General features: G+C 60.2%; 12 protein-coding genes and 1 tRNA gene. 3 read left to right on the plus strand and 10 right to left on the minus strand.

Translation table 11 applies throughout. The features are described from left to right. Positions 1–109 precede the first annotated feature (109 nt). From ASC86_RS22250 to pcsA, 5 genes are read right to left on the minus strand one after another with little or no spacing between them, the layout of a single operon-like run. Entirely contained in the window at positions 110–1,030 is a 921-nt protein-coding gene (locus ASC86_RS22250; RefSeq protein ID WP_056326475.1) for an ABC transporter permease, read from the minus strand. After that, positions 1,030–2,127, minus strand: coding sequence for an ABC transporter permease (locus ASC86_RS22255; RefSeq protein ID WP_056326476.1), 1,098 nt, complete (start codon positions 2,125–2,127; stop codon positions 1,030–1,032). Before ASC86_RS22255 ends, ASC86_RS22250 begins: the two co-directional genes overlap by 1 nt. After that, a complete protein-coding gene (locus ASC86_RS22260; RefSeq protein WP_056326480.1) occupies positions 2,117–3,688 on the minus strand; it encodes an ABC transporter ATP-binding protein in 1,572 nt (523 codons plus the stop codon). The genes ASC86_RS22255 and ASC86_RS22260 overlap by 11 nt, the downstream gene beginning before the upstream one ends. 47 nt (positions 3,689–3,735) lie before the next feature. Then, positions 3,736–4,710, minus strand: coding sequence for a quinone oxidoreductase (locus ASC86_RS22265; RefSeq protein WP_056326483.1), 975 nt, complete (start codon positions 4,708–4,710; stop codon positions 3,736–3,738). Between the two features lie 11 nt (positions 4,711–4,721). Continuing rightward, complete coding sequence (gene pcsA, locus ASC86_RS22270) at positions 4,722–5,447, minus strand: phosphatidylcholine synthase (protein ID WP_056326485.1); 726 nt, start codon at positions 5,445–5,447, stop codon at positions 4,722–4,724. Positions 5,448–5,706: 259 nt separating this feature from the next. On the opposite strand from pcsA, the gene ASC86_RS22275 reads away from it, so the two are divergent. Further along, positions 5,707–6,918 (plus strand): UbiH/UbiF family hydroxylase, encoded by a 1,212-nt coding sequence (locus ASC86_RS22275; protein ID WP_056326488.1) that lies wholly within the window; start codon positions 5,707–5,709, stop codon positions 6,916–6,918. Here the strand turns inward: ASC86_RS22275 and ASC86_RS22280 are convergent. Together ASC86_RS22280 and ASC86_RS22285 are read right to left on the minus strand one after the other, a co-directional pair. Next, the gene (locus tag ASC86_RS22280; protein ID WP_056326491.1) at positions 6,886–7,866 is read right to left on the minus strand and encodes an AEC family transporter; all 981 of its coding nucleotides are present in this window, start codon (positions 7,864–7,866) and stop codon (positions 6,886–6,888) included. The genes ASC86_RS22275 and ASC86_RS22280 overlap by 33 nt on opposite strands. Before the next feature lie 7 nt (positions 7,867–7,873). After that, positions 7,874–8,623: a cytochrome c biogenesis CcdA family protein gene (locus tag ASC86_RS22285; protein WP_056326593.1), complete on the minus strand. Its 750-nt coding sequence runs from the start codon at positions 8,621–8,623 to the stop codon at positions 7,874–7,876. A gap of 254 nt (positions 8,624–8,877) precedes the next feature. On the opposite strand from ASC86_RS22285, the gene ASC86_RS22290 reads away from it, so the two are divergent. After that, positions 8,878–8,953, plus strand: a tRNA-Lys gene (locus tag ASC86_RS22290). 129 nt (positions 8,954–9,082) lie between these two features. Here the strand turns inward: ASC86_RS22290 and ASC86_RS22295 are convergent. Together ASC86_RS22295 and ASC86_RS22300 are read right to left on the minus strand one after the other, a co-directional pair. Next, positions 9,083–9,538 carry a hypothetical protein gene (locus tag ASC86_RS22295; protein WP_056326494.1) on the minus strand — a complete coding sequence of 152 codons (456 nt, stop codon included), beginning with the start codon at positions 9,536–9,538 and terminating at the stop codon, positions 9,083–9,085. A gap of 2 nt (positions 9,539–9,540) precedes the next feature. Next, entirely contained in the window at positions 9,541–9,768 is a 228-nt protein-coding gene (locus ASC86_RS22300) for a helix-turn-helix transcriptional regulator (protein ID WP_056326497.1), read from the minus strand. Between the two features lie 96 nt (positions 9,769–9,864). Between ASC86_RS22300 and ASC86_RS22305 the strand changes: the two genes are divergently transcribed. Next, positions 9,865–10,245, plus strand: a complete 381-nt coding sequence (locus ASC86_RS22305) for a hypothetical protein (protein ID WP_056326500.1) — start codon at positions 9,865–9,867, stop codon at positions 10,243–10,245. Positions 10,246–11,981: 1,736 nt separating this feature from the next. Here ASC86_RS22305 and ASC86_RS22315 read toward each other — a convergent pair. After that, positions 11,982–12,188, minus strand: a complete 207-nt coding sequence (locus ASC86_RS22315) for a hypothetical protein (protein WP_056326505.1) — start codon at positions 12,186–12,188, stop codon at positions 11,982–11,984. Between the last annotated feature and the right edge of the window lie 966 nt (positions 12,189–13,154).

A 13,154-nucleotide genomic window follows, 5' to 3' on the forward strand; every position in this document is an offset into this window, starting at 1 on the left:
TTTCTTGTTCTCAAGCCTGACAAGTTCATCCTGAACCTGTCAGGCTTTCGATTCTTTTGTTTTCGTTTGTCTTTCGGGAAAACCGGTTCCCACTTTTCCCTGACAAACGTTATCGATCCGGCACGAAAGACTTGCCGAGCGACGCCGGCGTATTGATCAGCGTCGTGCGGCGATTGTGCGAGATGACGATGAGGACTGCAACCGTCGCAAGATAGGGAAGCGCCGACAGGAACTGCGACGGGATGCCGATGCCGAAGGCCTGCGCATGCAGCTGGCTGATGGAGACCGCGCCGAACAGATAACCGCCGATCACCACGCGCCACGGCCGCCACGACGCGAACACCACCAGCGCCAGCGCGATCCAGCCGCGGCCGGCCGACATGTTTTCCGTCCATTGCGGCGTATAGACGAGCGAAAACTGCGCCCCCGCCAGCCCTGCGCAAGCGCCGCCGAAAAGGACGGCGAGATAACGCGTGCGGATGACGTTGATGCCGAGCGCATGGGCGGAGGAATGGCTATCGCCCACCGAGCGCAGCATCAGGCCGGTGCGCGTCTTGAACAGGAACCAGTTGACCGCGAAAATCAGCACGATCGAGAGGTAGAAAATCAGGTCCTGCTTGAAAAGCAGCGGCCCGAGATAGGGAATGTCCGACAGGAACGGAAAGACGATCTGCGGCAGTTTGGCGCCGGACTGGCCGGAATAGGGTTCGCCGATCATACCGGAAACGCCGAGCCCGAGGATCGTCAGCGCAAGGCCCGTCGCCACCTGGTTTGCCACCAGCGTCAGCGTCAGGAAGCCGAAGAGCAGTGAAAACAGTGCGCCGGAGACAGTGCCAGCGATGATGCCGATATAGGGAGAGCCGGTTTGCTGGGTGGCGACGAAGGCGCAGACCGCGCCGATGATCATCATGCCCTCGACACCGAGGTTGAGCACGCCGGAGCGCTCGGTGACGAGTTCGCCAAGCGCTGCGATAACCAGCGGCGTCGCGGCGGTGATGACGGTGAGGAGGATTGCTTCGACGATACCCATCAGTTCGCTCCCCCATCCTTGACGGTGTCGGTCAGATCGGCCCAAACCATGCGGATCTTGTAGTGGATCAGCGTATCGCAGGAGAGCACGAAGAACAGCAGAAGGCCCTGGAACACGCGCGTCACCTTGTCGGAGACGCCCAGCGACAGCTGAGCCGCCTCGCCGCCAAGATAGGTCAGCGCGAGAACGAGGCCTGAGGCGACGATGCCGAGCGGATTGAGTCGACCGAGAAAGGCGACGATGATCGCGGTGAAGCCGTAGCCGGGCGAAATCACCGGCCGAAGCTGCTGGATCGCGCCGCTGACTTCCGAAATGCCGGCAAGACCGGCCAATGCTCCGGAAAGCAACATCGAAAACCAGATCATCTTGCGCGACGAGAAGCCGGCAAAGCGCCCTGCCCGCTCCGACTGGCCGAGCACGGTGATCTCGAAACCCTTCAGCGTGAAGCGCATCATCAGCCAGATGAGAACGGCCGCGATGATGGCGAAGGCGAAGCCCCAATGGGCGCGGCCGGAGGCGACCATTTCCGGCAGAATGGCATCGGCGGCGAAAGTGCGGGTTTCCGGAAAATTCAGGCCGCCCGGATTGCGCCACGGCCCGCGCACCAGCCAGTCGAGGAAAAGCTGAGCGACATAGACGAGCATCAGGCTGGTCAGGATTTCGTTGGTGTTGAGATGCGCCTTGAGGAAGGCCGGAATGCCGGCAAACAGCGCACCGCCGAGCATGCCGAGCAAGAGCATCAGTGGCAGCACCAGCGGTGATTGCCACTCATAAAACACGACCGGGAGGATCGAGCCCGCAATGGCCCCCATGATGAACTGGCCTTCGGCGCCGATATTCCAGTTGTTGGAGCGGTAGCAGACGGAAAGGCCGACCGCGATGAGGATCAGGGGTCCAGCCTTGATCGCCAGCTCGTGCAGCGACCAGACTTCGGTCAGCGGCTCGATGAAGAAGCTGTAGAGCGCATAACCGGGGTCTTTGCCGAGCAGGAAGAACATGATCGCGCCGGCGATCAGCGTCAAAGCCAGCGCGATGAACGGCGAGAAGATGGAGAACAGCACCGAGACCTTCGGGCGTTTTTCAAGCTCAATGCGCATCAAGGCTCTCCGCCTGCTTGCCGACCTGCATGCCGCCCATCAGCAATCCGATTTTTTCCCGCGACAGATCCTTGGCCGGATAGGCATCGGACAGACGCCCCTCGTTGATCACGGCAATTTCCGTCGCGACTTCAAAGATTTCGTCCAGATCCTGGCTGATCACCAGCACTGCCGAGCCTGCCTTGGCAAGATCGACCAGCGCCTGCCGGATACGGCTTGCGGCCCCTGCATCCACGCCCCAGGTCGGCTGGTTGACGACCAGAACCGAGGGCTGGCGGTCGAGTTCGCGGCCGACGATGAATTTCTGCAGGTTGCCGCCAGAGAGCGAGCCCGCGGGCGGGTCCTCGCCGCTCTTACGCACGTCCATGACCTCGCAGATGCGTTTGGTCGCGCGCTTCACCGCATCCTGCCGGATGATGCCGAGCCGGCCGCCGCCGAGGAAGGCTTTGCGGTCGGACACGCTGCGGGCAAGCACGAGATTATCGGAGAGCGGAAGTGCGGAGACGGCGGCATGGCCATGACGCTCTTCCGGCACGAAGCCGCTGCCCATCAGCCGGCGGGCATTGATGCCGAGCGTGCCGACCGGCTTCTGCCGCAGCTGCACCGCATTGGCGTCAGCGACCGGATATTCACCGGACAGCGCATCGAAAAGCTCGCTCTGGCCGTTGCCGGCGACGCCTGCGATCGCCAGCACTTCGCCACCATGGACCTTGAGACAGACATCCTTCAGCGAAACAGCAAAAGGCGTGCGGGCCGCGGCCGAAAGATGCCGCGCTTCAAGCAGAACATCGCCGCGGGCACTGGTGCCTTCGGCCGAAACATGAGCGACATCGCTGCCGACCATCATGCGCGCCAGCGACGACGGCGTTTCCTGTCGCGGATCGCAGGCGCCGGTGACCTTGCCATGGCGCAGCACCGTGGCGCGGTCGCAGATACGCTGCACCTCCTCGAGGCGGTGGCTGATATAGAGAACCGAACGCCCTTCGGCTTTCAGCTTGGCCAGCGTGTCGAACAGGCGGTCCGCTTCCTGCGGCGTCAGCACCGAGGTCGGTTCGTCCAGAATGATCAGCCGCGGGTTCTGCAGCAGCGCCCGCACGATCTCGATTCGCTGGCGCTCGCCGACGGAGAGATCGGCGACATGGGCCTTCGGATCGAGCGGCAGGCCGTAACTGCGCGACAGCGTCGCCGCCTCTTCCGAAATCTTCGCCAGCGAAATGCCGGGGGCCATCGACAGCGCGATATTTTCAGCGACGGTCAAAGCCTCAAACAGGGAAAAATGCTGGAAAACCATGCCGATGCCGAGTTTTCTTGCAGCATTGGGGCTTGAGATGCGAACCGGCTCGCCCTGCCAGAGGATGCGGCCGCTCGTCGGCGCAAGCACGCCGAACAGCATCTTCACCAGCGTCGATTTGCCGGCGCCGTTTTCTCCCAGCAAAGCGTGGATTTCACCGGGTTTGATAGCGAGATCAATATGATCGCAGGCTGCGAAGGTGCCGAAAACCTTCGTCAGCTTGTCGACGGCCAGCAACGATCCGTCGACGGCTTGTTCGTGAACCGCCACGTGCCCCTCATTTTTTTGTTCTGCCGCCCCCGTGCCTCTCCGGCTTATCAGGGTATCAGCAAAGTCGTTCCACTCGTTTTTCTTGCTTCGAGATCCGCATGCGCCTTGGCTGCATCGGCCAGCGCATAAGTCTGATTTATATTGATACGCACTTTGTTGCTGCGAACAACCTCAAAGAGAGAATTTGCACATGCCTCAAGGGCTGCCCGCGTCGAGACGTAGCTGAAGAGCGTCGGCCGGGTGGCAAACAGCGAGCCCTTCTGGGCAAGAATGCCGATGCTGAAGGCATCCACCGGGCCGGAGGAATTGCCGAAGCTCACCCAGAGACCACGCGGCTTGATGCAATCGAGCGAGGCCGGATAGGTATCCTTACCGACCGAATCATAGACCACATCGACGCCCTTGCCGCCGGTGATCTCCTTGACGCGGCTGACGAAATCCTCGGTGCGATAGTTGATGACGTGATCGTAGCCATGGGCGAGCGCGAGGTCGATCTTGTCCTGCGAACCGGCCGTGCCGATGACGGTGGCGCCGAGCGCCTTGGCCCACTGGCCGGCAATGAGGCCGACGCCGCCGGCCGCCGCATGGAACAGCAGCGTGGTTTCCGGGCCGACCTTGAAAGTCTGGTTGAGCAGATACTGCGCGGTCATGCCCTTCAGCATCATCGCCGCCGCCGTTTCGAGAGAAATCTCGTCCGGCACCTTCACCAACTGGGAGACCTCGACATTGCGCTCGCTGCTATAGGCGCCATCGGAGGACGCATAGGCAACGCGGTCGCCGACGGAAAATCCGTTCACGCCATCGCCGACGATCGTGACAATGCCCGCGCCTTCCTTGCCGGGAATGAACGGCATTTCAGCGGATTTGTAGAGGCCGGTGCGGAAATAGACGTCGATGAAATTGACGCCGATGGCGACCTGGCGAATCTGCACTTCGCCCGGCCCCGGCGACGGCGGCGTCACGCCTTCCAGCTTAAGGACCTCGGGGCCTCCGAGGGCGCGAACGACGATAGCCTGGGCCATTTCCTAACTCCTCAATCCTGCCCAAGGCTTGGAACAAGCTGAAGGACAAATCCGATGACATACAGATAGATGCCGGAACCGACGACGCCGGCCACCACCCAGCCGGGCGTATCGAAATGCAAAAGCAGCGCATAGCCGCCAAGTGCCGCCCAGACGGCGAAGACCGCCAGATTGAGCGGCCGCAGGCGCTGGACGCGCACCGGATGCAGGAAATTGATCGGCAGGAACGTCAGGACCACGGACACGAACACCACGACCGAAGCGGCGATCTCGCTGGCTTCGATGACAAACAGTGTAAAGACCACCATGTTCCAGACGACCGGAAAGCCGGAGAAGAAATATTCATCCGTCTTCATGCCCATGTCGGCATAATAGATGGCGCTGGAAACGACGATGGCCCCGGCCGCGACGAAGGACCACGGTTCGCCGATCATGCCGCTCTGGTAGAGCGCAAAGGCCGGCAGCAGCACATAGGTCACGTAGTCGATGACGTTGTCGAGCGTATCGCCGGACCAGTTCGGCAGCACTTCCTTCACCCGCACCTTTCGGGCAATCGGCCCGTCGATGCCATCGACAGCGAGCGCGAGGCCCAGCCACCAGAACATATCGACGAAACGGTGTTCGGCGGCGGCAACGACGCCGAGAAAAGCCAGAAACGACCCGGAAGCGGTGAGGATATGAACGGAAAACGCACGGATCTCTGCGTAGGGCACGCGCTTGTAATTGAAAAACTTCATCGGCGGCGGCTACCTGTCCTTTTGCGCTTTTCCCGCATATGCCGAACGCAGTCAAACTGCCCTGCCCCGGCAACGCCGCCTTTCTCAAGCGACAGCGGTGTAATATGCACCCTTTGCGCCGGCTCGCCAGTAAAAATCAACACTTGGCCGGCAATCCGCTGTGGACGCCAAGGCGAGGTTGCGTCACTGCGGCCCATTTATTTCGCCCGATTCACCAGCTAAAAAGCATGGAACAAGACGACACGAAGGAGGCTCGGCCATGGAACATGTCGATATCGCGGTGGTGGGCGCCGGGCTTGCCGGCTCGCTTGCGGCGCTGGCGCTTGCCGATTCGGGCCTAAGCGTCGCCCTCGTCGCCCCCGCCTCCGGTCATACGGACGGCCGCACCACGGCGCTGATGGAACATTCGATCGGTTTCATCCGCGATCTCGGCCTGTGGGAAGCGCTGAAGCCCCATACCGCACCATTGGCGACGATGCGCATCGTCGACGGCACCGAACGGCTGCTGCGCGCGCCGGTCGTCACTTTCCATGCCAGCGAAATCGGCCTGTCCGCCTTCGGCTACAACATTCCCAACACCGCCTTCCTGTCACTGCTCGACGGCGAGATCCGCAAGCGCAGCAGTCTGCAGCGCATGGAAACGACGCTCGAAGGCCTGTCCTTCAATAACCACAAGGCAATCCTCGCCCTTGGCGATGGCACAGCATTTTCCGCCGATCTCGTCGTCGGCGCCGATGGCCGTCGCTCGAAGGTGCGCGATGCCGCCGGCATCGAGGTGCGCAACTGGTCCTATCCACAGACGGCCGTGGTGCTGAATTTCTCCCACAGCCTGCCGCATCAGAACATCTCGACCGAATTCCATACCGCAAGCGGCCCCTTCACCCAGGTCCCCTTGCCGGGCCTGCACTCCAGCCTCGTCTGGGTGCAGAAGCCGAAGGATGCGGAAGCCACGCTTGCGCTTTCGCCAGAGGAACTGTCGCGGGCTGTCGAAGACCGGATGCAATCGATGCTGGGTAAGGTTTCCGTGGACGCCGGCGCACAATCCTTCCCGCTTTCAGGCATGACCGCGCATGCGTTCGGCAAGGGGCGCGTCGTGCTGCTTGGCGAGGCCGCCCATGCCTTCCCGCCGATCGGCGCGCAAGGCCTCAATCTCAGCCTGCGCGATGCGATGACGCTGGTCTCGCTGCTCGGTGAAAGCAAAGGCCAGCCCCTGCCCGCAGATTTCGGCGATCGCTACGGCCGCAAGCGCCGGCCCGATATCCTGAGCCGCACGGCAAGCGTCGATCTTCTCAACCGCTCGCTGCTTTCCGACTTCCTGCCGACGCAATTGCTGCGCGCCGCAGGCCTGCAGATGCTGGCAAGCGCCGGGCCGCTGCGAAGCCTCGTGATGCGCGAGGGCCTGCATCCCGGCAGCGCCCTTCGCGCGTTTGGCAACGGCTTACGGGAACGGATCGGCCGGCAGCGCGCCTGACGCGATGAGATAGAGCAGCAACGTTACCGTCGCGACCGACAGCACCGTCGTCACGAGGATGGTGGCCGACGCCCTCTCCTGCCAGACGCCATATTGCTGGGCAATGACGAAGACATTCGTCGCGGTCGGCAGCGACGCCAGAAGCACCGCCGTCTGCACCCACACGGGATCGAAATTGCCCACAAGACCGAGCGTCAAATACATCAGCGCCGGGTGCAGAATGAGCTTTGCCGGTACGACGTAGCCGAGTTCGACCGGAACGCGCTTCAGCGGCCGCAAGGCGAGCGTTACTCCCATGGCAAAGAGCGCACAGGGGGCGGCCGCCTGCGCCAGATAATCGATCAACCGCTGAACCGGCGCGGCCGGCTGGAAGGAAAGAGCCGCCGCGAACACGCCGACGATCGTCGCCAGAATAAAGGGATGCAGCAGGATCTTGCGCAGAACGGAAAGTGCCAGCGAAAACAGGCTTTCCCGCCCGCCGCCGGCGATCGCCATCAGCGCCGGCGCCATCATGAAATGCAGCGCATTCTCGAAGCAGAAGATCAGCGCCACCGGCACCGCCGCGCGCTCCCCGAAGGCGATCAGCGCCAGCCCCGGCCCCATATAGCCGATATTGCCATAGGCCGCCGCCAGCCCCTGGATCGTCGATTCGGCGATGCCGTTGCGGCGCAGGAAAAGACCGGCCGCAAAGACGATCGCGAAGATCGTGTAGGTGGTGGCCATCGAGGTGACGGCGAAATCGAAACGGGCCAGTTGTTCGATCGGTGTTTTCGAGAGCAGCTTGAAGAACAGGGCCGGCAGAGCAAGGTAGATGATGAAGATATTGAGCCAGGCCATGCCATCACCCGCGTCGGTGCCCGGACTGCGCCGGCGGACAAGGCGTGCGGTCAGGTAGCCGAGAAAGATCAGGCCGAAGAAGGGAAGAACGAGACCGGCGATTTCGGTCATGCTGCACTCAGCCGATTTGCATCAAGATGGGAAAGGTTTCCTGAAACCAGATCGCAACCGAGCTGACAAGGCCAAAGAGAAAGGCCAGCCCTGTCAGCACCAGCAAAACGCCCATGACTTTCTCCACCAGGCCGAGATGCCTGCGGAAGCGCGACAGGAAACCCATGAAGGCGCCGGAAAACGCGGCCGCGATCCAGAAGGGTATCGCAAGACCCAGCGAATAGACGGCAAGCAACATCGCGCCATCCCCCACCGTGTCGCGCGCTGCCGCGACGCCAAGGATAGCCCCCAGAACCGGACCGATGCAGGGCGTCCAGCCGAAGGCGAAGGCAAGCCCCATGATGTAGGCGCCGGACAGTGTCGCCGGCTTGCCGCCCCCCTGGAACCGCGCCTCGCGCGCCAACAGGCCGACGCGGAAAACGCCGAGAAAATGCAGCCCCATGATGATGATGATGACACCACCCACCTTCGACAGCAGGTCCATGTGCTGACGCAGCAAAAGCCCGATGCTCGACGCACCGGCACCCAGCGCGACAAAGACCGTGGCGAAGCCGAGCGTGAACAGGAACGCCGCCCCAAACACCGCCCGCCGCGTCGACGCCGCCGCGACACCCGCCTCCCCACCCCGGAACTGATCGACCGAAACGCCCGCCATATAACAGAGATAAGGCGGCACCAACGGCAGCACGCAGGGCGAAAGAAAGGAGAGCGCGCCAGCAAGAATCGCGGTCCACAGGGAAATATCGGCAATCGACACCAATCAAACTCCGGCAGGCTTCAGGCGGGCAATCCGTCTTGTAAACACTCTTGCGTGCACACTTTCGGCCTCTGGCTGTCTATTCGCACACGCCGCTCACTTATCCGCATCGCCTGGCCAAAACCAATCACCTTTTGGCGATCCACTGGAGAAAACTCGGAAATTCCGTTTCCGACCCTTTTTTAGGTTGACCAAAACGAAGCTCATGTGCATATCTCCGCCCACTTCCGCCGGGCAGTAGAGGCCGGGCGCGGGAGCGCGTAGCTCAGCCGGTAGAGCAACTGACTTTTAATCAGTAGGTCCAGGGTTCGAATCCCTGCGCGCTCACCACATGATTTCAACTGCTTAGCTAAGGATGCGGCTTGGCTCAGATTTCTCTGAGTCGCCACCGAGTCGCCACGGCACATATCCGGCATTTAAGGTATACGCTCGCCACATGGAACACGGTCGTGGGCGGAATCAGTCGGTCTGTTTCGCCTTGGCGCGACGCGACTTGGGCGCCAAAACACATTTTGTGGATTTGCCCTTTCCCCTCGAAGGTAATGCAGGATTCCTCTTTGTCGACAGGCTCTTCAAGCTTGCCAACTTCCCGGCAAGCTCCTCGCGACGTTCTCGGGAAAGAATCCCGGAAGCAGCCGGAGCCGTTTCGAGTCCGTCCTGTTTCAAAACCGCACGCCGACTTGAAGGGATATCCACAGAATGCACGATGATGTGCCACCAGCACTCGTCTCCAGACAACTGCACGTGATAACGCTCGACAACCTTTACGGTATCCAAGTCCTTGCCGACTTTAACGGCTAACACATCACCTACGGTCGGGACGGTGTCGTTGAATACCGAGGCGTGGTGGCAAATCGGGCCAGCAAGTTCCCCCGTTTCAAGCAACCAAGAAACTCTTATCTCGTCGTCACTCACCTCTAGCGTAACCTCACGCCGCCTTCGATGAACTCCACGCCAGCCGATTCCAGAGCTGTGCGGACAGCAAGAACGTTGTTCGGCATTCCAACGGCAAGACCATCACTGCCTTCCATGCGCTTCAAGGTCGGAACCGAGATTCGCGAAGCATCAGCAAGCTCCTTTTGCCCCATCCCCAAAAGGGTGCGAGCAGCGGCGATCTGACGGCCGGAAAGCGCAGAATGATCCATTGGTATCAAAATTATCCAAAGGTGTTGACTAAAGCCCCAAAGTGATCTATAGGTATCACATTGCTACTTATATCACAACCAGAGGAGCCGCCCCGGATGCAAACGGAAAATCATGCCCACACCATCGACAGAATAAGCCTACCCCGCCGGCTCGTACCGAGAAGACCCAGCAACGCCGTCTCCAAGGTCCTTACCGCGATCGCCTTTACGCCACCTTCTCGCTTCTTCGTTGGAGACATCGTTCGGTTTCAGGACGTTGAAGGCTGGACCCACATCATCACCATACTCGGCACGCGGCCATGCGGCTTTGTCGATGCCATGACATACGACGGGCGGGCACATTACATCGGCATCACCCTGGAAGAGATTTCCGCGCTCCGCGTCATTCGCGTTGAGCGCATGGATCAAGAAGACGTTGACATGTATCGCCGCCAACTCGGTCTAGCTCCCGAAGACATCGAACTGACAGCAAACTAATTTCCGAGACCACGGAGTTGCGACCGTGGAAGGCTGCTTGATGCCGGCCGGTGCTTCCCGTCTACGGGCGGTGGGGATCTATTCAAAGTCACCGTAGGCCGGTGCGAGTCACCACCTGCGCTTACACCAGCAGCGCACCGGCCGGTTGTTTCAGCGCGCCTTTGTGGCAGCGCTCTTAGCCCCGGCAGGGCGGTTTTCCCTGCCGGGTCTTTTTGTCACCTCAAATCCAGCGCAGCAAAACTGTTAGCGCCGAAATCGTCCCGACAGTCACGTCGAAACCGCAGGCAAAAGAGATCTTGCCTTTTGACCGTTCAACCTGCAGGAAGCAGCTCATGCCAGCCTCCTTCTGCGGGTCCATAGGTGTGCAAAATGGTTTTCCATTAGGGCCTTTCTACTTTGAGAAACCCTTTCTGGCCGCTATAACCAACTTGCTTAGAGCGGTGGGCGGCTGACCTCAGAAGCTGCTTCCGACGTCAAAGGGGTGTCGTTCATCGACGCCCCTTTTTCGCATTTCTCAGCGCGCGATACGCTCCGCGATTTCGCGTATCCACATGATTGTGGATTTTTGTTCTTACTTTGTTCGCGCGGCGGCGATTTCTCCGTCAACCTTCCATCTCCAGACGGGCCTTAGTCACTACCCACCACCCGCTAGACGCCGCGGACCGTTTCTGTCAGAACCGCGCGGGGCGCGACTGCCGTTATTTGTAGAACGGGGTCGGACAACCGATTGACGTCACGTTGTTGCCGCGAGATCACGCTGGCCGCCTCACGCCACCAACCAACGCATTTTTGCGCCATCTAGTTATATCAGTGACTTAGGTGGCTTTATCGGACAACGACTCCCCAATTTTGGGGAACGCAATTTTGCACCGTTTAAAATCAAAGACTTATCAGTTCCAGTGGCTACGGAAGCGCGGCCGCATGGCGCCGTATGCCCGCGAGAGGCGCTTGACATGGTTCGGGAGTTCCCCACCTCCGATGAGGAGTGGGGAGCCACCGGAAGAAGATGGGAATGGGTCCTGGAAGGCTCTCCGGCCCATGTAGACCGCCTTCAGGTCGCAGATATCGTATCGCCCAACGGCACGGCCTTCCACGTTCCTGCCGCCCCCGTTGATACGGCGATGTAGGGCGCGCCGTGGGCACCGTTTGAACAATAAACGGCCCGACCTGGGGGCGGCCAATGGCAATTCGGAAGTCGCGGGCCTAAAAAAAGAACGTCGCGGGAGGGGAAACCGCGAGGCTCAAATTGGAATGAATATGGACTGATAGGCGGCAAACGAGCATGCAGCGAAAAAGCTCCACGAAGTTTCAAAAAACTCGACGGCGGCGCATCAGTCCCACCACAAGGCCCACAACGCCCAGAGCGACGATCGCCCCAATAGCATAGCGCCCCGTTCGCGGCTTGGGGGGTACCAAGCCCGCATTCTCGGCCCGGCGACGGAGCAGCTTCACCTGCTTTCGCAGCCGGGCATACTCGTGCCGCAGATTCACCTCTTGCCGTGGCACTCCAACAAAGTCATGAGCGACGTCAGCGACACCCCTTGGGATGGGCTCTCCGATATTGGCCATTTCACTTTCCTCGAGTTTTATTGCTCGTCAACGGAGGCGCGGTGTGTTTGTTCCAGATCGGCCGTGCCAAAGAAAAAACCAGCTTCCACGCGGGAAGCTGGCTTTAACGACGCATTCGTTACAACGCATCCGGTGTCGAGTGATGAGGGGCAGTCACTACGATACGTCTACAAGTCATTTCTTTGAAACTTGTTCCATCGCTCGATTGRTAGTTTACCTTTCGCCTCCATCAGCAGGTCCAACTCAATGCGCGACGGGCCAAAGCGGGAGAACAGGTCTTCCGCTTCATTCGCACTGAGCCCATATTTTTGGCGGAATTGCTCGATGCTGTAGGGCTCACCTCTCGCTTGACGTGCCAAGACTCGAACGGTCATCCGTGCCTCCACTAATCATGATTTCACGACGGTTTGATAACTGAATTTAAGCAGTTGATGACGTTCACCCGCCCCACCCAGCTCTCGCCGNGGGATGCCGCGCGCCCCTGATGGCCGCGAACCTCGCTTCATCCGCGCTGAGCCCATATCTTTTGCGGAATTGCTCGATGCTGTAGGGCTCACCTCTCGCTTGACGTGCCAAGACTCGAACGGTCATCCGTGCCTCCACTAATCATGATTTCACGACGGTTTGATAACTACGATCTACAGCCACCGTTCCAGAGCCAGGCAGATTTTTCGATCCTTCTATGCAGCTACGCGGCGAGCAGCCTTGTCAGCGTTCTTGCGGTCGTCGCCATATYGGTCGAGGATCTTCTGGGCATCCTCGATCTCAATGCGATGTTTTTTCGCGAACGCGATAACGTCCTTAAGCGGCGTTGCCGCCGGCTGTTGTGTTTCCATCGGTTTTCTCCTGATTCTCGGATTCTCCGATGGCGAAGAGANGGTCGAGGATCTTCTGGGCATCCTCGATCTCAATGCGATGTTTTTTCGCGAACGCGATAACGTCCTTAAGCGGCGTTGCCGCCGGCTGTTGTGTTTCCATCGGTTTTCTCCTGATTYTCGGCACGGGCGCCAAGCGCAGCGATGCCGTCAGCTTATAGATGGGGATAGGAAKACGGGATTGCTAGGTGGTCGCCGCGAACGCAATGAACCGAGCACTTGAGAGCGAGGGCGTCGTCTTCACCCATGACAAGGGAATGGTCGGCGTGAGCTACGACGTGACCCGAGAAAATCAAGGCTGACATCCTGCCAGGGTGTCACTACCGCCATTGACGCTCGGCGAAACACCACCTACCCTTCCCTTGCGGCCTTACCATCCGCACCGGCTTAGTCCGCACCACCACAAAGAGGAGACATTGCTAACGCTGTCGGCATCCGTGCCGCTGGCGATGTCATCGTTGTGTT

The organism is Rhizobium sp. Root1212 (assembly GCF_001424985.1).
In the GTDB taxonomy this organism is placed as follows: Bacteria; Pseudomonadota; Alphaproteobacteria; order Rhizobiales; family Rhizobiaceae; genus Pararhizobium.